This is a genomic window from Shimia sediminis, assembly GCF_003990645.1.
Lineage (GTDB): Bacteria > Pseudomonadota > Alphaproteobacteria > Rhodobacterales > Rhodobacteraceae > Shimia > Shimia sediminis.
On record NZ_RYZK01000001.1, the window covers coordinates 783,446 to 809,534 of the forward strand.

The 26,089-nt window shown below is 61.5% G+C and carries 29 protein-coding genes; 15 read left to right on the forward strand and 14 right to left on the reverse strand.

All coding sequences use genetic code 11. The features are described from left to right. Window positions 1-128 precede the first annotated feature (128 nt). From cysG to EK369_RS03985, 6 genes are all read left to right on the forward strand, one after another. Entirely contained in the window at window positions 129-1,517 is a 1,389-nt protein-coding gene (gene cysG / locus EK369_RS03960; RefSeq protein WP_127112357.1) for a siroheme synthase CysG, read from the forward strand. Beyond that, a complete protein-coding gene (locus EK369_RS03965; RefSeq protein WP_127112358.1) occupies window positions 1,517-1,828 on the forward strand; it encodes a DUF2849 domain-containing protein in 312 nt (103 codons plus the stop codon). Before cysG ends, EK369_RS03965 begins: the two co-directional genes overlap by 1 nt. A gap of 27 nt (window positions 1,829-1,855) precedes the next feature. Further along, entirely contained in the window at window positions 1,856-3,523 is a 1,668-nt protein-coding gene (locus EK369_RS03970; protein WP_127112359.1) for a nitrite/sulfite reductase, read from the forward strand. Further along, window positions 3,513-4,274, forward strand: a complete 762-nt coding sequence (locus EK369_RS03975; RefSeq protein WP_127112360.1) for a phosphoadenylyl-sulfate reductase — start codon at window positions 3,513-3,515, stop codon at window positions 4,272-4,274. Before EK369_RS03970 ends, EK369_RS03975 begins: the two co-directional genes overlap by 11 nt. After that, on the forward strand, window positions 4,271-4,684 hold the full coding sequence (locus EK369_RS03980) for a DUF934 domain-containing protein (RefSeq protein ID WP_127112361.1): 414 nt from the start codon (window positions 4,271-4,273) through the stop codon (window positions 4,682-4,684). The genes EK369_RS03975 and EK369_RS03980 overlap by 4 nt, the downstream gene beginning before the upstream one ends. 115 nt (window positions 4,685-4,799) lie before the next feature. Continuing rightward, entirely contained in the window at window positions 4,800-5,657 is an 858-nt protein-coding gene (locus EK369_RS03985) for a ferredoxin--NADP reductase (protein ID WP_127112362.1), read from the forward strand. A 131-nt stretch (window positions 5,658-5,788) separates the two neighbouring features. Here EK369_RS03985 and EK369_RS03990 read toward each other — a convergent pair whose 3' ends face one another. Further along, window positions 5,789-6,058, reverse strand: a complete 270-nt coding sequence (locus EK369_RS03990) for a hypothetical protein (protein WP_127112363.1) — start codon at window positions 6,056-6,058, stop codon at window positions 5,789-5,791. 204 nt (window positions 6,059-6,262) lie between these two features. On the opposite strand from EK369_RS03990, the gene EK369_RS21730 reads away from it, so the two are divergent. Together EK369_RS21730 and EK369_RS03995 are read left to right on the forward strand one after the other, a co-directional pair. Beyond that, window positions 6,263-6,424 carry an NAD-dependent epimerase/dehydratase family protein gene (locus tag EK369_RS21730; protein WP_164726849.1) on the forward strand — a complete coding sequence of 54 codons (162 nt, stop codon included), beginning with the start codon at window positions 6,263-6,265 and terminating at the stop codon, window positions 6,422-6,424. Between the two features lie 4 nt (window positions 6,425-6,428). Then, entirely contained in the window at window positions 6,429-7,196 is a 768-nt protein-coding gene (locus EK369_RS03995) for a sulfite exporter TauE/SafE family protein (RefSeq protein WP_164726852.1), read from the forward strand. Window positions 7,197-7,199: 3 nt separating this feature from the next. On the opposite strand, the gene EK369_RS04000 is transcribed toward EK369_RS03995, so the two are convergent. After that, window positions 7,200-8,387, reverse strand: coding sequence for a winged helix-turn-helix domain-containing protein (locus EK369_RS04000; protein WP_127112365.1), 1,188 nt, complete (start codon window positions 8,385-8,387; stop codon window positions 7,200-7,202). Window positions 8,388-8,507: 120 nt separating this feature from the next. Then, entirely contained in the window at window positions 8,508-9,020 is a 513-nt protein-coding gene (locus tag EK369_RS04005) for a hypothetical protein (RefSeq protein ID WP_127112366.1), read from the reverse strand. Between the two features lie 282 nt (window positions 9,021-9,302). Here EK369_RS04005 and infC point away from each other — a divergent pair, with 282 nt between their 5' ends. Continuing rightward, window positions 9,303-9,767 (forward strand): translation initiation factor IF-3, encoded by a 465-nt coding sequence (gene infC / locus EK369_RS04010; protein ID WP_235871342.1) that lies wholly within the window; start codon window positions 9,303-9,305, stop codon window positions 9,765-9,767. Window positions 9,768-9,830: 63 nt separating this feature from the next. After that, entirely contained in the window at window positions 9,831-10,460 is a 630-nt protein-coding gene (locus EK369_RS04015) for an SAM-dependent methyltransferase (protein ID WP_306461200.1), read from the forward strand. On the opposite strand, the gene EK369_RS04020 is transcribed toward EK369_RS04015, so the two are convergent. From EK369_RS04020 to EK369_RS04070, 11 genes are all read right to left on the reverse strand, one after another. Beyond that, complete coding sequence (locus EK369_RS04020) at window positions 10,457-10,858, reverse strand: hypothetical protein (protein WP_127112368.1); 402 nt, start codon at window positions 10,856-10,858, stop codon at window positions 10,457-10,459. The two genes, EK369_RS04015 and EK369_RS04020, sit on opposite strands and share 4 nt — an antisense overlap. 111 nt (window positions 10,859-10,969) lie before the next feature. After that, on the reverse strand, window positions 10,970-11,746 hold the full coding sequence (locus EK369_RS04025) for an FAD binding domain-containing protein (protein ID WP_127112369.1): 777 nt from the start codon (window positions 11,744-11,746) through the stop codon (window positions 10,970-10,972). 14 nt (window positions 11,747-11,760) lie between these two features. After that, on the reverse strand, window positions 11,761-14,124 hold the full coding sequence (locus EK369_RS04030; RefSeq protein WP_127112370.1) for a xanthine dehydrogenase family protein molybdopterin-binding subunit: 2,364 nt from the start codon (window positions 14,122-14,124) through the stop codon (window positions 11,761-11,763). 96 nt (window positions 14,125-14,220) lie between these two features. Further along, window positions 14,221-14,706 carry a (2Fe-2S)-binding protein gene (locus EK369_RS04035; protein ID WP_127112371.1) on the reverse strand — a complete coding sequence of 162 codons (486 nt, stop codon included), beginning with the start codon at window positions 14,704-14,706 and terminating at the stop codon, window positions 14,221-14,223. A gap of 121 nt (window positions 14,707-14,827) precedes the next feature. After that, window positions 14,828-15,850, reverse strand: a complete 1,023-nt coding sequence (locus EK369_RS04040) for a molybdopterin-binding protein (RefSeq protein WP_127112372.1) — start codon at window positions 15,848-15,850, stop codon at window positions 14,828-14,830. Continuing rightward, entirely contained in the window at window positions 15,847-16,815 is a 969-nt protein-coding gene (locus EK369_RS04045; RefSeq protein ID WP_127112373.1) for an XdhC family protein, read from the reverse strand. Before EK369_RS04045 ends, EK369_RS04040 begins: the two co-directional genes overlap by 4 nt. 136 nt (window positions 16,816-16,951) lie before the next feature. Next, on the reverse strand, window positions 16,952-17,539 hold the full coding sequence (locus EK369_RS04050) for a YeeE/YedE thiosulfate transporter family protein (protein ID WP_127112374.1): 588 nt from the start codon (window positions 17,537-17,539) through the stop codon (window positions 16,952-16,954). Window positions 17,540-17,542: 3 nt separating this feature from the next. Further along, window positions 17,543-18,097: a YeeE/YedE thiosulfate transporter family protein gene (locus EK369_RS04055; RefSeq protein WP_127112375.1), complete on the reverse strand. Its 555-nt coding sequence runs from the start codon at window positions 18,095-18,097 to the stop codon at window positions 17,543-17,545. 69 nt (window positions 18,098-18,166) lie between these two features. Next, window positions 18,167-18,637 (reverse strand): DUF1203 domain-containing protein, encoded by a 471-nt coding sequence (locus tag EK369_RS04060; RefSeq protein ID WP_127112376.1) that lies wholly within the window; start codon window positions 18,635-18,637, stop codon window positions 18,167-18,169. A gap of 78 nt (window positions 18,638-18,715) precedes the next feature. Further along, on the reverse strand, window positions 18,716-19,981 hold the full coding sequence (locus EK369_RS04065; RefSeq protein WP_127112377.1) for a vWA domain-containing protein: 1,266 nt from the start codon (window positions 19,979-19,981) through the stop codon (window positions 18,716-18,718). Between the two features lie 60 nt (window positions 19,982-20,041). Beyond that, a complete protein-coding gene (locus EK369_RS04070) occupies window positions 20,042-20,950 on the reverse strand; it encodes an AAA family ATPase (protein WP_127112378.1) in 909 nt (302 codons plus the stop codon). A gap of 172 nt (window positions 20,951-21,122) precedes the next feature. On the opposite strand from EK369_RS04070, the gene EK369_RS04075 reads away from it, so the two are divergent. The 5 genes from EK369_RS04075 to EK369_RS04095 all read left to right on the forward strand — a co-directional run bounded on the left by EK369_RS04075 (window position 21,123) and on the right by EK369_RS04095 (window position 26,052). Then, window positions 21,123-22,073 carry a phosphoadenosine phosphosulfate reductase gene (locus EK369_RS04075; protein ID WP_127112379.1) on the forward strand — a complete coding sequence of 317 codons (951 nt, stop codon included), beginning with the start codon at window positions 21,123-21,125 and terminating at the stop codon, window positions 22,071-22,073. A 56-nt stretch (window positions 22,074-22,129) separates the two neighbouring features. After that, window positions 22,130-23,173, forward strand: a complete 1,044-nt coding sequence (gene pyrC, locus EK369_RS04080) for a dihydroorotase (RefSeq protein WP_127112380.1) — start codon at window positions 22,130-22,132, stop codon at window positions 23,171-23,173. Window positions 23,174-23,250: 77 nt separating this feature from the next. After that, window positions 23,251-23,931, forward strand: coding sequence for an orotate phosphoribosyltransferase (locus tag EK369_RS04085; RefSeq protein WP_127112381.1), 681 nt, complete (start codon window positions 23,251-23,253; stop codon window positions 23,929-23,931). 223 nt (window positions 23,932-24,154) lie between these two features. Beyond that, window positions 24,155-25,642, forward strand: coding sequence for a replicative DNA helicase (locus EK369_RS04090; RefSeq protein ID WP_127112382.1), 1,488 nt, complete (start codon window positions 24,155-24,157; stop codon window positions 25,640-25,642). Beyond that, complete coding sequence (locus EK369_RS04095; RefSeq protein ID WP_127112383.1) at window positions 25,642-26,052, forward strand: VOC family protein; 411 nt, start codon at window positions 25,642-25,644, stop codon at window positions 26,050-26,052. The genes EK369_RS04090 and EK369_RS04095 overlap by 1 nt, the downstream gene beginning before the upstream one ends. Window positions 26,053-26,089: the final 37 nt, after the last annotated feature.

The window sequence follows — 26,089 nt, forward strand, 5'->3', positions numbered from 1 at the left end:
CATTTGGAACAAGCGGGTATTTTCAAACAAAAACCGGAACGCTTGTTTCTATTTTCTCCAGCTACTAGCGGAATTATGGGAAAATTTCCTATATAGCAATAAGAATTCAACGCGTGAGCACCAACCAGATGAAACATTTTCCCATCTATATGGCCGTCGCCGACCGCCGCATCGCCCTGTCGGGCGGTGGAGATGCGGCTTTGGCCAAGCTCCGCCTGCTGTTGAAAACCGAGGCCCGGATCGAGGTTTATGCCCGTGATGCCGCTCCGGAGATTCACGCCTGGGCCGCCGAGGGCCGCCTGACCCACTTTGCCCGCGCACTGACCGCTGGGGACGTCCGGAATACTGTTCTGGTCTATGCCGCAGACGAAGACCCCGCTCAGGACGCCCGCGTCGCGACGCTGGCCAATAACGCTGGTGTTCCCGTCAACGTCGTCGACAACCTCACCGACAGCGCCTTTATCACCCCTGCCATCGTCGACCGTGATCCGGTGACCATCGCCATCGGCACCGAAGGCGCGGCCCCGGTTCTGGCCCGCGCGCTCAAGGCGGATCTGGAAGAACGCCTGTCCCCCCGCCTCGGCCTGCTGGCCCGCGCGGGTCGGCGTTTCCGTGCCGCTGCCGAGGCCCTGCCCTTTGGTCGCGCCCGTCGTGATTTCTGGTCGGACTACTATTTGGGCAAAGGTCCGCAGCTGGCCGAAGAGCGTGACGCCGAGGCTGCTCTCACGGATCTCCTCCGCCACCACATAAAAGCAGAAGACAAACCCGGCCACGTCGCCTTTGTCGGCGCAGGCCCCGGCGACCCGGAACTGCTGACCCTCAAGGCCCGCAAAGCGCTGGACACTGCCGACGTCGTGATCCACGACCGCCTCGTCAGCCCCGAAATTCTGGAGCTGGCGCGCCGCGAAGCCACGCTGTTGGATGTAGGAAAACAAGGCTTTGGCCCTTCGACGGCGCAAGACCACATCAATGATCTTATCGTCGAACACGCCGCCCAAGGCGCGCAGGTTGTGCGCCTGAAGGGCGGCGATGCCACGGTCTTTGGTCGTCTCGACGAAGAGATCGACGCCGTGACAGAGGCAGGCATCAGCTGGCACATTGTGCCCGGCATCACCGCCGCCTCGGCCTCGGTCGCCGCCATCGGCCAGAGCCTGACCAAACGGGGCCGAAACGCCTCTGTGCGGTTCCTGACGGGTCACGACATGCAAGGTTTTGCCGACCACGACTGGCGCGAGCTGGCCACGCCGGGTCAGGTTGCCGCCATCTATATGGGCAAGAAGGCGGCTCGCTTTATCCAGGGACGCCTGATCATGCATGGCGCCCATCCCGAAACCCCCGTGACGCTGGTGGAAAACGCCAGTCGTCCCAATCAGCGGGTTGTCTCCAGCACTCTCAAGACATTGCCCGCTGATCTGGCGGATGCGGCTCTCGATGGTCCGGCGCTTGCGCTTCTTGGCCTCACTCCCCGCGTCGCATCCGCCTCATTTCTCGACACACTCACACAGGAGCTCGCCTGATGGCCCGTGCCTTTACCCCCAAAGTCGTCACCGCCAACGCCCTGATCGAAGGCGACGTGATCTATCTGACCGACGCCGGAACATGGACCCGTGAGCTTAGCCAGGCTGCGCTCTTGACTGACGAAGCCGACGCGCAATTGCGCCTGCTCGAAGCCGAGCAAAAGCCCGGCGAAGCGGTTGGCGCATACCTGGCTGACGCCATCGCAGGTCCCTTCGGCCCCGAACCAACCCACTTCCGCGAAGAGTTCCGCCGCACCGGACCTTCCAACTATTTTCACGGCAAGCAAGCCGAAGGCGTCTCGGGCCACTAAGCGCCCCAGCGAGAGAGGATTCCAGCCATGTATGCCTATAACGACTTCGACAATGCCTTTCTGGCCGAGCGTAACAAACAGTTCCGCGCCCAAGTGGAACGCCGCGTCTCGGGCGCCCTGACCGAGGATGAGTTCAAGCCGCTGCGCCTGATGAACGGCGTTTATCTGCAGCTGCACGCCTACATGCTGCGCGTGGCCATTCCCTATGGCACGCTGAACAGCCGCCAGATGTCGCAACTGGCCCTGCTGGCCGAAAAGTGGGACAAGGGCTATGGTCACTTCACCACCCGTCAGAACATCCAGTTCAACTGGCCCAAGCTGTCGGACATCCCTGACATGCTCGACGCGCTGGCCGAAGTGGACATGCACGCCATCCAGACCTCGGGCAACACCATCCGCAACGTGACCGCCGACCATTTTGCCGGTGCCGCAGCGGACGAGATCGAAGACCCGCGCCCCATTGCTGAGCTGATCCGCCAGTGGTCCACCGACCACCCGGAATTCCAGTTCATGGGCCGTAAGTTCAAGATCGCCGTCTCTGCCGGTGAAAAAGACCGCGCCGTGCTGAAAGCACATGACCTCGCCGTGCGTGTCGTGAAGAACGACGCTGGCGACGTGGGTTACCAGATCCTCGTCGGTGGTGGCCTTGGCCGTACCCCGATGATCGGCAAAGTCCTGAATGACTTCCTGCCGCGCGCTGACCTTTTGCCCTATATCGAGGCTGTTGTCTCGGTCTGGAACCAGATCGGTCGCCGTGACAACAAGTACAAAGCGCGCATCAAGATCACCGTGCATGAACACGGCCTCGACGACATCCGGGCACGGGTGGAGGAGAGGTTCGCCGCGATCCGCCCAACGTTCGAAGGCATCGACCAGACGCTGTTCGCCGACATCCAGTCGCACTTTGCGGCTCCGGATTTCCGCGACGCCCCGCTGGCGGCGTATGACATCGCCTATGACAACGACCCGCTGTTCCGCAGCTGGGCTGACACCAACCTAAGCGAACACCGCGCGCCGGGCTATTCGATTGTCACTGTATCCCTGAAGAAACACGGCGCAACTCCGGGAGATGCCTCTGCAGACCAGATGCGCCTCTTGGCGGATCTTGCCAAGCAATATGGCCATGACGAGTTGCGCATCAGCCACGAGCAGAACGTGATCCTGCCGCATGTCCACAAATCGGACCTGCCCGCGATCTATGCCGCCCTGCAACAGGCCGACCTGCACACTGCCAATATCGGAATGATCTCGGACATCATCGCCTGCCCCGGCATGGACTACTGCGCGCTGGCGACAGCCCGCTCGATCCCGGTGGCCGAACAGATTGCCACGCGTTTTGACGAGTTGAAGCTCGAGCATGACATTGGCCATTTGCAGATCAAGATCTCGGGCTGCATCAACGCTTGTGGTCACCACCATGTTGGTCACATCGGCATCCTCGGTCTCGATCGTGCGGGTGTTGAAAACTACCAGATCACCCTTGGCGGCGACGCCACATGGGACGCGGCCATTGGCGAGCGTGCCGGGCCCGGCTTTGCCTATGACGAGATCGTTCCCGCCGTGGAGCGCATCGTCCAGGCCTATCTGGATCTGCGTCAAAGTCAGGACGAGACCTTTATCGAGGCCTACCGCCGTCTCGGCCTCGCCCCGTTCAAGGCATACCTCTACCCCGAGGCACAGGCCCATGCCGCTTGACGAAATCCAGACCGAACTTGGGGCGGATCGCGCCGCCCTGAGTGCCAAGGTCGAGGAGCTGAACGCCACCTACCGCCATCACAGTGCGACGGATGTGTTCCGCGGTGCGCTGCAAGATGGCGGCGATATTGCGCTGGTCTCGTCCTTTGGCGCAGAAAGCGTGGTGCTGTTGCACATGGCCGCCGTGGTCAACAAGGCAACGCCGGTCGTGTTCGTGGACACGCAGATGCTGTTCACCGAAACCCTGGTCTATCAGGCCGAGGTGGCTGAGCGTCTGGGCCTTACAAACGTGCAGATCATCCGCGCCGATCAGGAAGACATCGACCGCGACGACCCTTACGGGGCGCTGCGTCTGAGTGACACCGACGCCTGCTGCACTCTGCGCAAGACGATCCCGCTGCAACGCGCCCTCAAGGGGTTCGACGGCTGGATCACCGGGCGCAAGCGCTTTCAGGCGGGCAGCCGCGAGGCGCTGGAGTTCTTCGAGGTCGAGGACGGTACAGGGCGTATCAAGGTGAACCCCCTGGCCCACTGGGCGCCCGAGGACGTACGCGCCTATATGACTGAAAACCGCCTGCCCCGGCATCCGCTGGTGGCCCAAGGCTACCCATCCATCGGCTGTGCCCCCTGCACCAGCCCGGTCAAACCCGGCGAAGACCCCCGTGCGGGCCGCTGGCGCGATCAGAACAAGGAAGAATGCGGCATCCATTTTGTCGACGGCAAAATGGTGCGGATAGGAGAAAACGCATGACTGTCATCGTAACCGATACCGGCTTTGGCACCGACGACTGGACCAAAGGCTATGTGCCTGCCAATGGGGTCGCCAATAACGAGCTGTCGCTGGACGTGGCCTCGGACACCGACCCGGCCACGCTGGTTGATCACCTGAAAGGCGTCCAGATGATCCGCGTCGACTTTCCGTCCTTTGCAGACGGTCGCGGTTTTACCATTGCGCGGCAACTGCGTCTGGCAGGCTACAAAGGCCGACTGCGCGCCAAAGGTCACGTGATCTCGGATCAATATGCGATGGCGCGTCGGTCCGGATTTGACGAAGTGGAAATCAGTGATGATCTTGCCACCCGCCAACCCGAATCCGAATGGCTGGCCCGCGCCAACTGGCAGGCGCACGACTATCAGGCCCGCATGCGCGGCAACCGCTGACGCCGCGTAACAGATCGCAACTTTGCGATATGTCAAAGACATATCGTCGATATACCTTCAATTCCCTCGTGGACATGATAAAGGGGGGCAGAATTTCCTGCCCCGAAACCCCGTGATGACAGAGCAAACGCCCGTGACCGACGCACAAGCAACCGCCGTACCCAAGGTACCCACCCTGCCCGACGCCCAAACCGTGACCGAGGTGCAGCACTACACCGACCGCCTGTTCTCGTTCAAATGCACGCGGCCTGCATCCCTAAGGTTCCGCTCGGGCGAGTTCGTGATGATTGGCCTGATGGGCGACCCGCACCCCGAAACCGGCAAGCAAAAGCCGTTGCTGCGCGCCTATTCGATTGCCTCGCCCTCGTGGGATGAAGAGCTCGAGTTCTACTCGATCAAGGTTCAGGACGGCCCGCTGACCTCGAAGCTGCAGCACATCAAACCCGGCGACCAGATCATCCTGCGCCCGAAACCCGTCGGCACCCTCGTGCATGACGCACTGATCCCCGGCAAACGCATCTGGTTCTTTGCCACTGGCACCGGTTTTGCGCCCTTCGCCTCGCTCCTGCGCGAACCGCAGACCTACGAGGACTACGACGAAGTCATCATCACCCACACCTGCCGCGAAGCGGGTGAGCTGACCTATGGCCGCAACATCATCGAGTCGCTGAAAACCGACGAGCTGCTGAACGAAGTGATCGGCGAAGGCTTCTGGAAAAAAATCAAATACTACCCGACCACCACCCGCGAAGAGAGCGCCAAGATGGGCCGGATCACCGACCTCATCAACTCGGGCGAAGCTTATGCCGACCTCGGCGTGGAACCCCTCTGCCCGCAAAACGACCGCGCCATGATCTGCGGCAACCTTGCGTTCAACCTGGAACTCAAGGACATGCTGGAGGCAGCAGGGCTTGAGGAAGGCGCGAATTCGAAGCCCGCGCAATACGTGGTCGAGAAAGCCTTTCTGGACTGATCATCTGAATCAGACTCGTACACAAAGATATCCCGGCTGTTATGCCGGGGTTACTCTTTACGGTTCCAGATGCCGGAAATGGCGCGGCACCCAAGACGCTTTGCATGCTGCAAAACTTAAACCTGTCACGTCTAGCACGTCTGGTTTGAAGGTTCCCACAACCCTTTGCTGTTGCAATAGTTGTACACGCCTCCAATGCACATGCGCGCACCTTTGTTGTACCTCTTGCCATCAAGAATACAGGTTGCCGTTTGGCTAAGCCGGTACTCGGAATCCAAGGTGCTGCTCTGCGGAGTCGATTGCTGAACAGATGGCGTAATCTCTGTTTGCTCAAGGGCAAAACCGCTACCCGCGAACGCGAAGATAAGGGCCGTTGCGGCCAAGGTTTTCAACTTTGTCATTTGGATACTCCTTTGCTCTCGAATTGACTTTTTTGCGGCACCTGTATTTTGACAGAACTTCCTAAATTTTCCATGATACAAATCAATTACTTACGTCTTCATTCGTCTTTCAGAATGTGATTTGTGCACGACCCGCGCGCCGCTGCTCTGTTCTTTGCATTTCCCCAACTCGGACGTAGGCTGACCGACAACCAAGGAGCCCCCATGAACAAAGTTGTTCTCACCGGCGAAACCGGGATGATTGGCAGTGCCGCCCTGCGCGCACTGAACGCCGAACCCCGCATGGCTGAGATCACTTCGATCTCGCGAGGGTCCGGTGGGGTGTGCGATGAAAACCGCGACATCCGTGATTTGTGCGTGGGCTGACCGCATGGACTTCGCCGGTCTCGACACCTACGCCATTCTCGCCCTTGCCGGGATTGTTGCAGGTGCCACCAACGCCGTGGCGGGCGGCGGCACTTTCTTCACCTTCCCGGTGCTGATCTGGGCCGGGCTACCGCCATTGGTTGCCAACACCACCAACATGGTGGCCCTGACCCCCGCCAACCTCGCCGCCTTGCCTGCCTTTCGTCCACAGCTGCGCCGTCTAGGCCGCCGCTGTATCGCCCCCATTCTGATCGGTGCGCTCGGCGGCTCGCTTGGCGCGCTATTGCTGCTGGCGCTGGGGGCCGAAGTCTTTGCAACGCTGGTGCCCTACCTCATCGGCCTTGCCACGCTGTTCTTTGCCACCGCCCCCCAGATGCGCCGGATCGTAGAGCGCCTGACCAAAGGTCGGGACACATCGAACCTTCTCCCGCTCGCGGTGCTCTTTGTTTTTTCGGTCTACGGAGGGTATTTCGGCGCAGGGCTGGGGCAGATCGTGCTCGCCGCACTGATTCTCACCGGCTTTGGCGACCTGCACGAGGCCAACGCCCTGAAAAATGCCGTGACGTTTGCCTCCAGCCTGATGGCCGTGGCGATTTTCGCTCTGACCAGCACAGTGTCGTGGCCTTTTGCCCTGACCATGATGGTCAGTTCTGCCATCGGAGGCTACTTTGGCGGTGTGCTGTCCCTGATGGCTCCTCAACGGGTGTTACGTCTCGGGATCATCGTCTTTGGCCTGTTCCTGACGGGCTATTACCTCTGGCAGGGCGCCTGAGCGTCACATGTCCTCGCGCAGAACCTCGGACACGCCGACAAACCGCGCCAACCGCATGACTTCGGCGTCGAACTTGGCCAACCGCGCAGGCGTCCATTGCACCCGGGGTTCTGCCCACCGCTTGCTGACCGTCAGACGATCCTTGGCGCGCTCGGCCTTGATCTCGCAGCGTCCCACCACCCGGTCGCCCTCGAGGATCGGATAGATGTAATACCCCCACCGACGCTTGGCGGCGGGTACAAACATCTCGACACGGTATTCAAAGCCGAACAGGAACTCCAGCCGGGCGCGATCCCGGATCACCGGATCAAACGGGTTCAGAATACGCAGCCGCGAAGTGGGTGCAGTCAGCTCCTGCAGCCGGGCTTCGAAGTCAGGCAAGGCGAATGCCTGTTTCCAGGCCCCATCCGCACCCTGCACCTCAACCGGAACCAGTTCTGGCGTGGCCCCACACCACGCCCGCACTTCTGCGGACCCCACCGCATCCCAAAACCGCTGGATGTCGCCAAAGCTGCCAAACCCCATCCGCGCCAGCGCCGCACGGTTCAGCCAGTCGATCTGATCCGCATCGGCCATTCCGGCCGCGCGCAACTGTTCCGGAAACACCCGCTCGGCCAGATCATAGACCTTGGTGAACCCATCGCGGTGACAGGTCGCCAACTCGCCAGTGTACCACATGAAATCCAGCGCCAGCTTATGCGGAGGTCGCCGCCACATCTCTTTCTTGCCTTCAATCTTGGTGTCAAAGGCATGGGTCGACAACGCGCCCTCATCAGCAATCCGCGCCTTGATCGCAGCGCGCCCCGCCGCATCAGGCAGTCCCCGGAACCACCCCGCCTGTCCCATCTGCTCGGCTTTGCGACGAAACTGGCGTTGCCACATGGGCAGGAATTCCATGGGTAAGACGCTGGCGTCATGGGTGAAATGTTCAAACACCCCCCGTTTGCGCAACAGCTTGTCCAGCATGGGCTCGCGGTAGTGCTGGTTGCGTGACCAGAGGATATGATGATGGGCGCGCGACACAACCTGAATGGTGTCAAGCTGGACAAATCCAAGGTCATGAATGATCTGCGGCAGATCCAGAGCCCCTGTGGGCGGTGTTGCCAGGCCCTGCGCATTCAGCCAAAGCGCCCGTGCCTGCCGGTTGGGAATGCGCACAGCTGCGCCGCCCGTGTTTTTGCCCTTGGCCATGTCTGCTCCCTGCGCGCACGCGTGTCTTGATGGCAATCCTTTCGCCACACGGTGTCCACTGCAAGCAAAAAACCGCCCGGCCCACGCGGGTCGGACGGTTGCTGTCAACCTGTGTCAGGATCAGTTGCCAGAGGTCGTGTCTGTCACCGCATCGGTCACCGCATCCGTTGCCACGTCAGCGCCTTCCACGACCGAGCTTGCCGTGTCGCTGACCGCGTCTGTCGCGGCTTCGGTTGCCGCTTCGGTTGCCGCCTCGGTGGCGGTTTCGGTGGCGTCCGAGCCTGCTTCTTCGGCCTGGCCGGTCGCGTCGTTCACCAGATCGTTGACCTGTTCGGTGGCGTCATTCACCGCCTCTTCGGCCTGTTCCGTGACCTCTTCGACCATCTCTTCGGCTTGCTCGGTGACCTCGTTCACGGTCTCTTCAGCGGCCTCAGTGGCCTCTTCCATGGTATCCTCAACCACGTCTTCTGCCGCTTCAACGGCCTCTTCCACGGGGCTGGCCTCGGGCTCGGATGTCGTTTCGGCCACCGGTGCCGGAGCAGGTGCCGCCTCATCCGTGCCCTGTCCAGCGACAAAGAAATAGGCAACCGCCACACCGCCCAGCAGGACTATTGCAATAATCAGGTTCCGCATCGTGTTGAACTCCTCTCAGGTCCTCTTTGGTGCAACATGCCCAAAGCTTGGCCCCGAGATGCGCCGCAACCCCTTTAGCTACAAGGGGGAAACTCGCCTGATTTCGCTCATTTCCCATGATTAACCGCTTGTATCACCCCACCGCCCCGCCTAAATTGGCGCGCAGGAAAACTGCACTATCGAAGGAACGAAACCATAGCCCGCAGACCACATAACGCGCCCCCGCAGCGTGACACCGGCCCCCGCGTCAATGACCGCATCCGCTCGCCTGAAATCCGCCTGATCGGCGCCGAGGGTGAAAACGTCGGGGTTGTCAGCCCCCGCGAAGGCATGCGCATGGCCGAAGAGGCAGGCCTGGACCTGGTGGAAATCTCGCCCAACGCGAACCCACCCGTCTGCAAGATCATGGATTTCGGCAAGTTCAAATACGAACAGCAAAAACGCGAGTCCGAGGCCCGCAAGAAACAGACCACCATCCAGGTGAAAGAGGTCAAGTTTCGCCCCAACACCGACACGCATGACTATGATGTCAAGATGCGCAATGTGATCAAGTTTCTGGAAAAAGGCGACAAGGTCAAAATCACCCTGCGCTTCCGCGGCCGTGAAATGGCCCACCAGAACCTTGGCCGCGAGCTGCTTGAACGCGTGGCCAATGACGTCAAAGAGATGGAGTTGGGCAAGATCGAGAATATGCCCAAGATGGAAGGCCGCCAAATGATCATGATGATCGGCCCCCTTTCGCGGTAATCTCGCTAAATGGCAAATAAATTTGACCCCCACGCTTGAAACCCGGGCGTGGGGGTCTTTCTTTTGAACAAACGGTTACAAGAGGGTGCCATGTGGGAAGAGCGGTTTTCATCCAGCAATGAGTATGTCTTTGGCAAGGCTCCGGCCCAGTTCCTGCTGGACCATCAGGCGCGGCTGACGCGTGGCCATACGGCCTTGTCGGTCGCCGATGGCGAGGGGCGCAACTCGGTCTTCATGGCACAACAGGGCCTCGATGTGACAGCGCTCGAGTTTGCCCCCTCCGCCATCGTCCGGGCGCGTGCTCTGGCTGATGAGCTTGGCGTCTCTGTCGATTTCCAACAGCTCGACATCATGGCCGACCCCTGGCCGGACGAGCAATTCGATCTTGTCGCGGGGATTTTCATCCAGTTTGTCGGCCCCGATGGCCGCCGTGTCCAGTTCCAGCGCATGAAGGACGCCACCAAGCCCGGCGGCCTCGTGATGCTTCACGGCTACCGCCCCGAGCAGCTCGAGTACGGCACCGGTGGCCCGCCGTTTGCTCAGAACATGTACACCGAGGTCATCCTGCGCGCCGCCTTCGTCGGCTGGGAGATTCTCGACCTGCGCGAATACGACCGCGAGGTACAAGAGGGCAGCGGCCACTCCGGCATGTCCGCCCTGATCGATCTTGTGGCGCGTAAACCAATGGACTAGGCAATGGCGCGATCTCCGCGCCACCACTTGACCGCGTCCGGGTAATCAAACGCAAGTGAGATCAGGTTCACAGCCATCAAAACGATCAAGGCGACGTCCTGCACATCGCGCGGCCCCTCTCCACCCTGCGCCACGGCCTGCCCCAGCGCGATCACCAGCGGTGTCCAGAGCAGGATGTGCGGAAAAGCCATCGCCTTGGAAAATCCGCGCTCGATCAAAAGGATCGGCAGGTTCAGCGCCATGCCCCCCACTGCGAGAACGGCAAATATCCCCCAGAATGGCGCCCCGCTGACCCAAAAGATCAAGGGCATCAGGTTCACCGGCATCAAAATGAGCGCCACCCAAATCTGTACCCATCCCGGCAACCGCCGAAAACTCGCCCATATTTCACCAATCATGCAGATCTCCTTGAATGCGCAAAGGGCGCCGCATACGCGCCGCCCCCTGCTTCATTTCGCCAAAAATACTCGCGCCGCAGGCTGCGCCCCAACAGGGGCGCATCTGCAACCCTATCCAATCGCGGCGACTGCCCGTTTGGTCAGCACCGCCACCAAATGTGCGCGATACGCCGCAGTCCCGTGCAGGTCCGAGATCATGCCATCCGCGGAGGGTGCCGCAGGCACCGCATCCGCCGAGAAGCTGCCATTCAACGCCGCCTCAGCCTCCGTCCAGCGGAACGCGCCCTCTTCCGAGGCCCCGGTCACGCCCACACGCACGCCTTCCGCCGTTTTGGCCACGAACACACCCACCAGCGCAAACCGCGAGGCAGGCTGCTCGAACTTCTGATAGTTCGCGCCGTCCGGTACGTTGATGCGGACACCGGTGATGATCTCACCTTCGTCCAGCGCCGTTTCAAACATGCCCTGGAAGTAATCATCCGCCGCAATCTCACGGGCATTGGTGACGATGGTCGCATTCAGCGCCAGCATGGCCGACGGATAGCAGGCCGCCGGGTCGTTATTGGCCAGCGATCCGCCAATGGTCCCGCGATTGCGCACGGCCGGATCCCCGATATTGGCCGCCAGCGCAGCCAGGGGCGCACAGGCATCTGCCGCCACCTCAGCATGGGTCGCACCGCCTCCGATGGTCAAAACCCCATCGGCGATGCTGACGCCCTTCATCTCGGCAATGCCCGCAAGGCTTACCAGCTTGGACGGGCTGGCCAGCCGCTGCTTCAGCGTGGGGATCAGGGTTTGCCCGCCTCCCAACGCCTGCGCATCCTCGTCTGCCAGGGCCGCAACCGCTTCGGCGACCGTCGAGGGCTGTTCGAACTCAAAGTTATACATCTCAATAACCCTCCTTATCCGTTCATGGCTGCCCAGACGCGCGACGGCGACACGGGCATATCGATGTGGGTGATGTCATGGCCGCCAGACTGCAATGCGTCGATCACAGCGTTGACCACGGCAGGTGGCGACCCAATGGCACCGGCCTCGCCACAGCCCTTCACGCCCAGTGGATTGTGCGTACAGGGTGTCTGGCTCGAGTGATCCACCGCATAGAACGGCACATCGTCTGCACGCGGCATGGCATAGTCCATGTAGGATGCACTCAGAAGCTGCCCATCCTCGTCATAGACGCAGTTCTCGAGCAAGGCCTGCCCGATGCCCTGGCCAATGCCACCATGTACCTGACCATCCACGATCATCGGGTTGATGATGTTGCCAAAGTCATCCGCCGCCGCAAACCGTTCGACGGTGACCTTGCCGGTCTCGGGATCGATCTCGACCTCGCAGGCATAGGCGCCCGCCGGATAGGTAAAGTTCGCCGGGTCATAAAACGCGGTTTCCTCCAGCCCCGGCTCCAGCTCGTCCAGCGGGTAGTTCGCCGGAACATAGGCCGTCAGCGTCACGCTGCCCCAGTCAATCGACTTTTCGGTGCCTGCAACAGTGAACACGCCGTCCTTCAGTTCAATGTCGGCATCAGACGCCTCAAGCAGGTGCGCCGCGATCTTCTTGGCCTTGGCAATGATCTTTTCGGTGGCCCGCACCATGGCCGAGCCGCAGACCGCAATGGACCGCGAGCCATAGGTGCCCATGCCAAAGGGCACGCGCCCGGTATCACCATGCACGATGTCGATCATGCTCTCGTCGATGCCGATCATCTCGGCCACCACCTGTGGAAAGGCGGTTTCGTGCCCCTGCCCGTGGCTGTGCGCGCCGACAAAGACGCTGATCGAGCCGGTGGCATTCACCCGCACCGTGGCCGCATCATAGAGACCCGCGCGTGCGCCCAGCATGCCCACCACATTCGAAGGCGCAATGCCGCAGGCTTCGATATAGCAGTTCACACCCAGACCCCGCAGCTTGCCCTTGGCTTCGCTTTCCGCGCGACGCGCCGCAAATCCGGAGATATCCGCCGCCGCCTCCAGCTTGTCCATGGTGCCGTGGTAGTCGCCGGTGTCATAGGTCAGCGCCACAGGCGTCTCATAGGGGAACTCGGTGACAAAGTTCTGCCGCCGCAGGGCAATCGGATCGACCCCCAGCTCGCGCGCCGCCTTGTCGATCACACGCTCGATGGAATAGGTCGCCTCGGGGCGTCCCGCACCACGATAGGCATCCACCGGCACCGTGTTTGTGAACAACGACTTCACGTTTACCTGGATAAGCGGTGTCTTGTAGTTCCCCGCCATCAACGTGCCATGCAGATAGGTCGGCACCGAGGTCGAGAAGGTCGACAGATACGCCCCCATATTGGCATGGGTGCGCGTGCGCAGCGCGGTAAAGTTGTTGTCCGCATCCAACGCCAAGTCGATGGTGGTCAGATGGTCGCGACCATGGGCGTCCGAGATAAACGCCTCGGAGCGGGTTGAGGACCATTTGACGGCGCGTCCACAGGCCTTGGCGGCATGGGTGCAGAACGCCTCTTCCGCGTAATGGAAGATTTTCGAGCCAAAGCCGCCGCCAACATCCGGCGCCACGACACGCACCTTATGCTCGGGCAGACCCAGCACAAAGGCGCACATCAACAGCCGGATCACATGCGGGTTCTGGCTGGTGGTATAGAGGGTATATTCGTCGTTCGACTTGTTGTGCTCACCAATGGCCACACGGGGTTCCATCGGGTTGGCCACAAGGCGGTTGTTGACCAGTTCCAGCGTGGTGACATGCGCCGCGCTGGCAAAAGCAGCCTCCATCGCATCGTCTTCGCCATTACCGAAAACCCAGTCATAACAGACGTTTGACGTCAGATCATCATGCACCTTGGTGGCGCCATCCTCGGCTGCAGACTTCATGTTCACCACGGCGGGCAGATCACTCAGGTCCAGCTCGATCGCTTCGGCGGCATCGCGCGCCTGCTCCAGGCTGTCTGCAACGACAGCCGCCACGATCTCGCCTACGTGACGGATCTTGCCATGGGCAATGATCGGGTGCTTGGGTTCCTGTTGCGGCTCACCATGACGGTCGGTCACGCCCCAGCCACAGGGAATGCCGCCGACTTCGGCAAAGTCATCCCCGGTAAAGATCTTCACGACACCCGGCATCGCCTCGGCGGCGCTGGTATCCAGACCGTTGATGGTTGCGTGTGCAACATCAGCGCGCAGGAAATGCACATAGGCCTGTCCGTGTACGTTGATGTCATCGGTGTAGTTGCCGTTTCCGGTCAGAAACCGGACGTCCTCGCGCCGCTTTGGGCTGGCGCCAATGCCTGAATCTTTCGGCATGATATTCCTCCCTGTGATCCGGTCGCCGCTCCTCCACCCTGTCGGGTGTCCTCGCGAGGCAGGCCCAATACGGGCCGACGAGCGCGCCGGCGTGGATTACTCGGCGGCGATCGCGCTCACGTCCTGTCCGGACGCAGCCATGATTGCCTTGACGATGTTGTGGTACCCGGTGCAGCGGCAGATATTGCCCTCCAGATAATCCCGGATTTCCGCCTCAGAAGGCTTGGGATTGTCCTTGAGCAGCGCCGCAGCCGACATCACCATGCCGGGGGTGCAGAACCCGCATTGCAAACCGTGGTGGTCCTGAAACGCCTGCTGGATCGTGTTCAGAGACCCGTCTGCGTTGGCCTGACCTTCAATGGTCGCCACGTCGGCACCGTCCGCTTCGGCGGCCAGCATCGTACAGGATTTCACAGCCTCTCCGTTCACATGCACCACACAGGCACCACACTGGCTGGTATCACAGCCCACATGGGTTCCCGTCAGGTTCAGGTTTTCTCGCAAGAATTGGCTAAGCAAGGTGCGTCCTTCGACATCGCCGGACGCGGTCTTGCCATTCACGGTCATTGTGACCTGTGACATTGGCTCCTCCCAGAGTTGTTTGTCTTGTTTATGTTTTTATAGCTAGGAGTAAAACACGGGTCGGCCACTCTGAGAACCCGCTTTTTATTCACTGGTCAAATTTTACCCAAAATCGGCAGAGTCACGCCTCTGGTGGAGGCGCAGGTTTACGCCGTGATCGCTCGCGCGGCATGGGACGTGTCGGGATTTCCTTGAGCAATCCGCCGACGCCCATCGCCGCAATATCGGCCGCGGAAACCTCTAGCCCACAGGCCACCCGGCTCAGCACCCAATCCGCGCCGTTCAGCGCCGGAGAACGCGCACACCCCGGCAAGCCAATCACCGGCTTGTTCAAATACCCACCAATAAACAACAAGTTACCCGGGTCCACCGGCATTCCGAATCGCGAGACCGAGCCTCCTGCATGCCGCACCGCCTGCGGAGCAACGTCATAAGGATCCGACGTCGCCGACCCGGTCAGGATCATCACCATCTCGCCCCGCGCCGAGCGGATCGCCGCGCCCAGCGCCTCGGTGTCATGTGGGACACGCAGACATTCTGCCAGCGTCATGCCCAGCGCTGCCAAGCGCCCTTCGATGGCGGCGCGACCCTTGTCGCCGACCCCGCCGGGGATCTCTGTAATGATGAGCGTGGCGTTCTTGATCGTGACAGGACGCAGCCGCAGTGCCTGTCGCGCCACGGCGCAGGCACGGTCAACATCCACCTCGGGCACGGCATAAGAGATCACCTTGACCGTCCCCACCATGTTCCCCGCCGCCACCTGTTGCCACTCGGGCACCGTGGCCAGAGTGATCATCGGATTGACCGCGTTGAAGGCCTTCAGCGCGGCGGCGTCCATCTCGACCACCCCCGGCAGGGCGGCCTTGATATTCACGCGTCCGGTAAAGGCTTTGGACAGGGTCACGCCCGCAGCTGCCGGATCAGGGACCAAAGCCGCGGCCAACCGATCCGCCGCCGCATCTTCGTGCAGGTCACCGGGATCGAGCCGGGCAACAATCACCTCGGTCAGCCCAGCCGCCTGCAAGGCCGCAATATGGTCGGCCTCGAGCCACAGGCCTTTGCGGATTTTCCGTGTCCCTGCCTGCACCGAATGCGCGAGGATCGCGCCTTCAGCCTCGGCCACCGGAACCGGGCCGAACTTCATGGCGCTTTCCTCAGCACCTGGATCATCTCCGACAGGATCGACACCGCGATCTCTGCAGGCCCCGCTGCTCCGATGTCCAGCCCAACGGGTCCGTGAATGCGTGCAATCTCATCCGCACTGAACCCGGCCTGTTGCAACCGATCAACGCGCCCCGCATGGGTCCGCTTTGACCCCAGCGCACCGATGTAGAACACCTCGGACCGCAGCGCGATGTGCAGCGCCGGATCATCCAGCTTGGGGTCATGGGTCAGCAACACCAGCGCCGTGCGCGCGTCCAGCCCGATCTGTCCCATCGCCTCATCTGGCCAATCCTCAAGGATAGTTTCGCCCGGGAACCGCGCCTCTGAGCCAAAGGCACTGCGCGGATCCACAAGAATCGGGTCAAACCCGGCAATCCGCGCCATTGGCAGAAAGGCCTGCGCGATATGCACCGCACCCACCACGGCCACGCGCAGGGGCGGGTTGTGAATGGCCACGAAACGGCCATCCTCTTCCATGCCCGAACGATCCATCCGGAAGCGATCCGCAAAGCCGGTGTGTACCAGCGCCCCGCCGCCGGTCTCGGGGTTGCAAACATAGGCCACCGGCTGCCGCGCGCCGCGCGCCGCGACCAGATCGGCCAGCACAGCCGCGTCCAGAACCGTGCCCACAGGCTCGACCAGCACCCGGATCGTCCCGCCACAGGCCAGCCCCACGGCAAAGGCGTCACCGTCGCTCACGCCAAACTCCAGCAAGCGTCCCTTGCCGTCTTCCAGCGCCTCCAGCGCTTCGACCATCACGGCCCCTTCGACGCATCCCCCCGACACCGACCCTTCGATCTGACCGTCCTCTGAGACCACCATCTGCGCGCCCACCCGGCGCGGGGCGGATCCCCAGGTCTCGACCACGGTCGCAAGGGCCACACCACGCCCGGCGCGATGCCACTCCAACGCCAGTTCCGGCGCGCCTGTCAGACTGTCGGCCATGATTTTCCCCCAATGGTTTCCAGACAAGATGGCCGCGCCCCTGCCAATTGACAAGCCACACCCCGCTTATCAACAAAATGAGCCGGTCCCTGGGGGAGGACCGGCCCGACTTCCCTTGTTGAGGGACAGTAATGGCTTACTCGGCGGCGACCGGTGCGGGTCCCGCTCCGTTCAGGCGCTCTGGTAGCGCGAACGCCACGATCACAAAGACGACACCCAGCACAATGCCGAGGATGTCACCCGAGAGAGCCATCAAACCGTCGTATTTGGCCCCCGGAACGGTTCCGAGAGTGACCTTGCCGCCAGCCAGATTGTCCAGCAACCCCGAGGCCTTCCAGGACGGATAGGTCACCATGTAGGCTGCAGCCCCGAGAAGGCCACCGGCGATGAAGAACCAGCCGTCCTTGCGGCCAGATGCGGCAGCACAGACGCCGGTTCCGGGGCAATAGCCCGAGGCCGCCCAGCCTGCGCCCAGCATCAGCCCGCCGATGAACACGCCCGCATAGGCGCTCTTCACCGACATATGCATCACGTCGACGACGCCGATCATCTGGCCTGCAAACATCAGGATCGAGCCTGTGCCAATGGCCAGCAGGATGGTTTTCATCAGGTGCAGATTGCGCAAGGACAACATGCGGATGATCCAGTTGGGGCTGGTCGCCCCTATCCGGTCCAGCGTGGCGCCAAAGGCCACACCAATCACGATAGCGAGGAAAATGGACATGGATCAGGCCTCCTTCTTGTACATCATCATGGCCACGGGCACCGCCGCGGCAAAGGCACCGGCGGCAAAGATGTAGCCCGAGAGCGAGGTCTGCATCATGCCCGACATCATGTGGCCGGACGTGCAGCCCCCGGCGAGGCGCGCGCCATAGACCACGATAAAGCCCCCCAAGAGCGCCACCATATAGCGCTTCATCGGCGTATCGCCGTAGTTGGCGTACCATACGGCGGGCAATCTGCGCTCGTCCTTGGTGACACCCCCGCGCGCCATGGCCGACAGAAAGGCCCCGGCCATCATCGCGAGAACAAAGACAAAGCTGTAGTTCAGCGGGTTTGCGGCGTTCTTGGCGTATTTGCCGCCGGACTTGGCAAGATAGGCATTGGTCGACGTATAAGCACCGTCATCGGTTTGAGTGATCAGTGACGGGTTTACCGCATCGGCCACCATCGCATCGAGAATGACGAACTGGGTCGAGACCCCGATAGGCTTGACCAGCAGCACCGCCAGAAAGAAGACAAAGCCCAAGAGGACTCCGCCGGTTTTCCAGTTGAGAGGCATGGATTGACTCCTCCAGATTTCACATTCCGGTTATTTTATATATTAGACTCGGAATGTAATTGATCTGAATCAATCCGCCCCGGGCACCCGTGTCAGAAAGCAGTTGTTGCGGGCTGAGCGCACATCGACAAAGGCAATATCTTCGCGCGCGAGCAGCTGCGCGGCATAGTCCCTCACCGCGTCCTGTTCGGTGATCTGGCCCGTGCCATAGACGATGCGATGATCTCGCCCGTAGCCTTTGACCAGGTAATCCGGCGATCCGTGCAGGATCGGCGGCACCCCATCGCCGCTCCATGGCGTGCAGGCATCAGCGCAGAGATAGACCGGGCCGCATTCGGCATAGGGTTGCAAGGTGGGAAAGGGGCGCGCGGCCAGCACCAGCACGCCTTTGCCTTCCGGCACGGTGTCCAGACAGGACCGGCAGGGAAACCCCTCGCCATCCGACACCGCGTGTTCGGCGGGCAGGCCGTTTGCATCCGGCCCTCCGGCGCGGATCGAGGCCACAAATTCGGGATCAAGAGGGGTAAATCTAATGGTCATGAGAGACTCCTTTGACTGGGTGTCCCCCTACCTGCCACCGCCCCGAGGCCCGGATCGACCCGGTTCCTGCGCTTTCGCTCAAGGTTCCTGGAGCGCCGCCATCAACCGCGCCTTTTCCCCGGCATCATCCGGTTTCGAGATCGCCACGGCCAGCTCCTCGAGCGTGGCAATCGAATGCCCGGCCCGAAAGCTGTCCACATGCGGCAGCATGGCGCGAATGCCCTGCGCCTTGGGGGCGAACCCCTCCCAGCGCAGCAAAGGGTTCAGCCAGATCAGCCGCCGCGCGGACAGGTGCAGCCGCTGCATCTCATGCGCCAGCGCCGCAGCCTCGCCCCGATCCAGCCCATCCGTGATCAACAGCACAACCGCCCCCTGCCCCATGACCCGGCGCGACCAGTCGCGGTTAAAGTCGTGCAGGCAGTCGCCAATCCGTGTGCCGCCCTCCCAGTCCTGCGCCTCGGCCCCCGCCGCCGCCAGCGCCGCATCGACGTCGCGGGTGGCCAGATGGCGGGTGATATTGGTCAGTCGCGTGCCAAAGGTGAACCCATGCACCTTGGCCCAGCCCGCGCCCTTGTGATTGGCGACAGCGTGGAGAAAATGCAAAACCATCCGACTGTATTGGCTCATCGATCCCGAGATATCGCAAAGCACGACAAGGTTTGGCCAGCGGGGCCGCGGTTTCTGCCGCGCCAAGGTGTGGATGTCCCCGCCCTGTCGCATGGCCGCACGTAGGGTGCGCCGCCAGTCTGCCCGCGCCCCGAGCCGATCCGGCATGCCGCGACGCGACAGGATCGGCTTTACCGGCAGGGTCAGCCGCGCCAGCATGCGCCTGGCTTCGGCGATCTCATCCGTACTCATCTGTTCAAAGTCCAGCTGACGCAGCCGTTCTTCTGATGACATGGTTTGCGAGGCGTCGATCTCGACCTCGCTCTCCTCTTCGCCCCCGTGCGGGTCCTCTTCGGATGTGTCGGGCTGTGCTCCGTCCAGCAACGCTTCTGCCGCGCGTTTCTCGCCGGGTGCGGCCATGCGCTCTTCCTGCACACCGCGCACGGCGGGCAGCATCATCGACATCATGTGTTCCAGATACCGGGGGTCGCGCCAATAGAGCCGAAACACCTGGGCAAACACGGTACGCTGCTCTGGGCGAGAGACAAAACAGGCGTGCAGGGTCCAGTAAAAATCGTCTTTCGAGGTGAACCCCGCTGCCTCAACAGCGCGGATCGCATCAATCACCCGCCCCGGGCCAATCCGCAGCCCCGCCTTGCGCAGGGCGCGGGCGAACCACGTGATATTATGGCTGAGGCGTGGAGTGTCCGGGATCTCGAGCGGAACGAATTCAGGCATGCAACACCCTGGGGGGCCAGCCCCCCAGTCCCCCCGGGATATTTTCGGCCAAAAGAAGCATCACGCGACCGCAAGATCCGAACGCACCTCGTCCAGCAGCCTCTTGGCTTCGGAGCCCTGCAGTTTCTGAATATCGTCCTGATACTTCAGCACGGCCCCCAACGTGTCGGCAATCACCTCGGGGCTGAGCGTGATCATGTCCAGCGCCAGAAGGCATTTGGCCCAGTCGATGGTCTCGGCCACCCCGGGTTTTTTGAACAGATCTTCGGTGCGCAGCTTCTGCACGAACCCCACCACCTCGCGGCTGAGCGCCTCGGCGGCTTCGGGTGCGCGCGATTGCAGGATGGCGATCTCGCGGTCGAAATCCGGATAATCGACCCAGTGATAGAGACAGCGCCGTTTCAACGCGTCATGCACCTCGCGGGTGCGATTCGACGTCACGATCACGATCGGCGGCTCTGGCGCCTTGATGGTGCCGATCTCTGGGATGGTGACCTGAAAATCACTCAGCGCCTCCAGCAGAAAGGCCTCAAACGGCTCATCTGTGCGGTCCAACTCGTCGATCAGCAAGACCGGAGGCCCCGCCGGATCGGGCTGCATCGCCTGCAAGAGCGGGCGCTCAACCAGGTACTCTGGCCCAAACAGTTCGGCATTCAGCGCGTCCCGGTCCGCCGTGCCAGAGGCCTCGGCCGTGCGGATCGCCACCATCTGCGCGGCAAAGTTCCACTCGTAAACGGCACTCGAGGCGTCCAACCCCTCGTAACACTGCAGCCGGATCAGCCGCCGCCCCAAGGCCGCAGAGATGGCCTTGGCAATCTCGGTTTTGCCCACCCCGGCCTCTCCTTCGAGAAACAGGGGCCTGCCAAGTTTCAGCGCCAGAAACACCACGGTGGACAAGGCGCGGCCACAGACATACCCCTCTGCCTCCAGCCCGGACTGGACGTCGTCAATCGATTGCATGGACTGCATGTTACCCCTCTCTCGCTGGCGGTCAGGCTGCACGTGGACGACGGGTTGGTCAAGCACGGCTGCTACTAGAAAATTTCCTTTCGCCACCCCATTTTTGCCTCAATGACACGGTAGCCAGAGAGAAAGAGTAGAACCCGCGACCCCTTTGGCCAGCGGGAAAAGGAACGAGTAGATGCAGGATTCGCCAAACGGGTTTGACACACCGATGCAGGGGCTCAAGACGCCCCAGTGGCTTGAAAAACTGGAAGAAGTTGCCGAAGATCATGGGTATTTCCAACGCCTCGGCCCGAATTATTTCGCCACTTTTGTCGAAGACAAACCCACGTTGCTGGTCACCTTTGAGACTATAGAAGGTATTCAGGAACGCGGTGACACCGGGCAACCCTTGGGGTTCGAACTGGTGAAGGAACTTGGCTGGTCGCATCTGTGCATTCTGACCGAGAAACAAAGCTGGTTCCGCGATCCGGCTGTCTATGCCTTTTTTGATCGCGCCTCGGACGACGGATTCTTCGACGAGTTTGACAACGTCCTGTTCTATGGGGCTGGCCCCTGTGGCTATGCGGCGGCCACCTATTCCGTGGCCTCGCCCGGTGCCCGGGTTGTCGTACTCAACCCGCAGGCCACGCTGACGCCGTCCCTGGCTGGATGGGACAAGCGGTTTGAAGGCACGCGGATGATGTCCTTTACCGACCGCTACGGCTTTGCCCCCGATATGATCGAAGCGGCGGAAAAGGCCTATGTCATCTACAACGATGCAGCGGTTGAAAACACCATTCATGCCGCGCTGTTCCGACGCCCCAATGTCGAGTTGCTGCCAGTGCCTGTTCTTGGCAACCGGGCCTTGGAAATGGCCTTGCAGGATATTCAGGTGCTCTTTCGGATACTTGTTCAGGCGGGGGTCGGCAAAATGACCCGTCAGGGGTTCTACAGCCTGATGCGCGCCCGCCGCGACCACGGACCCTACCTCAGGTCCCTGTTGCGCAAGCTGAACGAACAGAACAGACCACTCCTGACGGCGCTCTTATGCGCCAATGTCACCTCGCGCATGCATGCACCGAACTTTGCCCGCACACTCTCGGCGCTGGAAAAGGCCGCGGTTGGGGGCGACCTGACCGAGGAATGAACCACGCGGCGTCATTGCCACTGGAAACACAAGGCCGTTTTGTGTAATCGGCCCTCATGAGCACCTCCCTGACCATCGCCCGCCCCGATGACTGGCACCTGCACCTGCGCGACGGCGCGATGCTGGAAGCTGTCTTGCCTGAAACTGCCCGCCATTTCGCCCGCGCGATCATCATGCCGAACCTTGTGCCGCCGGTGGTGACCGGGGCCGAGGCCGCTGCCTATCGCGACCGGATCATGGCCGCTTTGCCCGACGGCATGCAATTTGAGCCGCTGATGACGCTCTATCTGACCGAAGACACTGACCCCGAAGACGTGGCTGCCGCTCACGCCAGCGGTCTGATCAAGGCGGTCAAACTCTATCCCGCAGGGGCCACAACCAACTCGGCCTCTGGCGTGACCAATTTCGACAAGGTCCGCGCCGTGCTCGAGAAAATGGCCGAGATTGGCCTGCCCCTCTGTGTGCATGGCGAGGTGACCGACCGCGAGATCGACATCTTCGACCGCGAAGCCGTGTTCATCGACCGCATCCTGGACCCCGTTCGCCAGTCGACACCGGGTCTGCGGGTCGTGATGGAGCACATCACCACCAAGAACGGCGCCGACTATGTCTTGGCCAATGAGACCGACCTCGGCGCCACGATCACCGTTCAGCACCTGATCCTGGATCGCAACGACATGCTGGTGGGGGGCATGCGCCCGCATTATTACTGCCTGCCGATCCTCAAACGCGCCGAACACCGCGAGGCGCTGCTGGCCGCTGCAACCTCGGGGGATGCACGGTTTTTCCTCGGCACGGACAGCGCGCCCCACCCGACCCACGCCAAAGAAAGCGAATGCTGTTCCGCCGGGTGTTTTACCGCGCCAAACGCGCTACCCATCCTGGCACAGACTTTTGAGAAGGCGAGCGCATTGGATAAGCTCGAAGGCTTCACCTCGCGCCACGGCCCCGCCTTTTATGGCCTGCCGGTCAACACGGACACGATCACGCTCACCAAATCGGACAGGGTCACCGAATTCCCCGCCAAGATCGACGCGGGTGACCATACCGTCACCGTCTTCGATCCCGGCTTCCCGGTCTATTGGACCGTTGCATCGTAAGAAATCCTTCTAGAAGGATTTCCCCACATCAGAATTTTCTAGAAAATTCTGCCCGCCAATAAAAGAAGAGCTGCCAAATGATCCCGACCTCCTATCCCTCGCAAGAGGAAATCGCCCGCCTCACTGCCCGCATGCTCTTGGAGATCGGCGCAGTGAACTTCAACACGGATGAGCCCTACACGCTGGCCTCTGGCCTGCCCTCGCCCAGCTACATCGATTGCCGCAAACTGATTTCCTTTCCGCGCATCCGCTCGACACTGATGGACTTTCTGACCGTCACCGTCATGCGCAACGCAGGGTTTGAGGCCTTTGACAACATCGCAGGCGGCGAAACCGCGGGTATTCCCTTTGCCGCGCTTGTCGCCGAACGCATGGCCTTGCCCATGACCTATGTGCGCAAGAAACCGAAAGGCTACGGCAAGAACGCCCGAATCGAAGGCGCCATGAGCGAAGGCGAGCGCGTGTTGCTGGTCGAAGACCTCACCACCGATGGCGGCTCCAAGCTCAGCTTTGTGGATGCGATCCGCGACACCGGCGCCACTTGCGGCCACACGGCGGTGATTTTCTACTATGACATCTTCCCCGAGACCACCAAGATCCTCGGGGATCACGGGGTCGAACTGCACCACCTGTGCACCTGGTGGGATGTGCTGGCCGAGGCCCGCGCCCAGAACGCCTTTAGTGAAGAGACCCTCGCCGAGGTCGAATCCTTCCTCAAGGCCCCCCGCGCCTGGCAAGAGGCCCGCATGAAGGGGTGAGACCCCTCGTAGGTCGGACAATCTGTCCGACCTACAAGCCATGCCGCGGGCGGAATTCCGGTCGCACCGCACAATTTCTGGGCCACCCTCTAGGACCAAACTACCAGATGTGGTAAAAGCCCAGCAGCCCTGATTTATCCACAGCTTGCCCACAAAAACATACAATTTGCGGACAACTCGCGCTGTGATTACAAGCTAAATCTCAAGGGCAGTGAGGGGCAAAATGAACGAAATCGCGACAATCAACGCAACCGGCACCGAAGCGAACTCAGAAGACCCGATGCCGCATTCCATCGAGGCGGAACAACAGCTTCTGGGTGCGATCCTCACCAACAACGACATCTATGACCGCATCGCTGCGATCATCAAACCGGATCATTTCTATGACCCGGTGCATGCCCGCATCTTCGAGGTCGCCTCAGCGCGGATCGCGCGCAACAACCTTGCCTCGCCGGTCACGCTGAAGACCTTTCTCGAGGACGATGAGGGCCTCAAGGAACTCGGCGGCCCTGCCTATCTTGCCCGTCTCGCCGGAGCCGCGATTTCGGCCTTTGCCGCCCGTGACTACGCCCAGATGATCTATGACATGGCGATCCGACGCGAGCTGATCGGCCTTGGCAATGACATCGCAACCAAAGCCACCAAAGCTGACGTGGCGCTGGAGCCCAAAGAGCAGATCATCGAGGCCGAACAGGCGCTCTACAAGCTCTCGGAGCAGGGCAAGACCGACAGCGGCTTTGTCTCGTTCCTGAAAGCCGTCACCGAGGCCGTCAACGTCACCAATCAGGCCTACGAACGGGGCGGCGGCATGGCCGGTGTCTCTACCGGGCTTGTGGATCTCGACAAACAGCTTGGCGGCCTGCACCCTTCGGATCTTCTTATCCTCGCAGGACGCCCCTCAATGGGCAAAACCTCGCTGGCCACCAACATCGCCTTCAACGTCGCCAAGGCCTACAAGAAGGGCGTGAAATCCGACGGGACCGAGGGCGCCCTTGATGGCGGCGTCGTCGGCTTCTTCAGCCTCGAGATGAGCGCCGAACAGCTGGCGGCACGTATCCTCGCCGAAGCTTCGGAAATCTCTTCGCACAAGATCCGTCAGGGTGACCTGACCGAAGGCGAGTTTCGCCGCTTTGTCGATGCGGCCAAGGAACTCGAAGCCTGCCCGCTGTTCATCGACGACACCCCGGCCCTGCCCATTTCACAGCTTGCCGCCCGTGCCCGTCGCCTCAAGCGGACCCATGGTCTGGACGTTCTGATCATCGACTACCTGCAGCTGTGCCGGGGTACGTCGGAAAACCGAGTCAACGAGATTGCCGAGATTTCCATGGGCATGAAGGCCATCGCCAAGGAGCTCAACATCCCCGTGATCGCGCTCTCTCAGCTCTCCCGCCAGGTCGAAAGCCGCGACGACAAACGCCCGATGCTGTCGGACCTGAGGGAATCGGGCTCGATCGAACAGGACGCCGACGTGGTGATGTTCGTCTTCCGCGAGGAATACTACAAGGAACGCGAAAAGCCCGGCGAACACGAGATGGAGCGGATGGCCGAATGGGTCGAAGCCATGGAACGTTTGCATGGCAAGGCCGAAGTGATCGTCGGCAAACAGCGCCACGGTCCCATCGGCACCGTTGAACTCAGCTTCGAGGCGCAGTTCACCCGCTTTGGCAACCTCGTCAAACCCTGGCAACAGCCGACGGACGACAGCTTCTGATGACCGGGATCACCGGTCTGAACCACGTCACCCTGGCAGTCTCAGACCTCCCGCGCGCCATTGCGTTTTACCGCGACACACTGGGCGGACGACTTGCGGCTGACTGGGACAGCGGCGCCTATCTGGAACTTGGATCGTTGTGGCTGTGCCTCTCCTTCGGCCCGGTGAAGCCCCGCGATGACTACACGCACATCGCCCTGTCCTGTGCGCCAGACAACTTCGCGACCCTCGCCAACCGCATCCGCGCCACGGCCGACTTGTGGCAGGACAACACCAGCGAAGGGCAATCGCTCTACTTCCTCGACCCCGATGGGCACCGACTCGAACTGCATGTCGGCACCCTGCAAAGCCGCCTAAGCCATTACCGCACGCATCCGGACAAGGCGGTCCGCCTCCACGGCAACACCTGAACGCGCTTTCCTCTTGACGCCTGCCCCCTTCACGGAC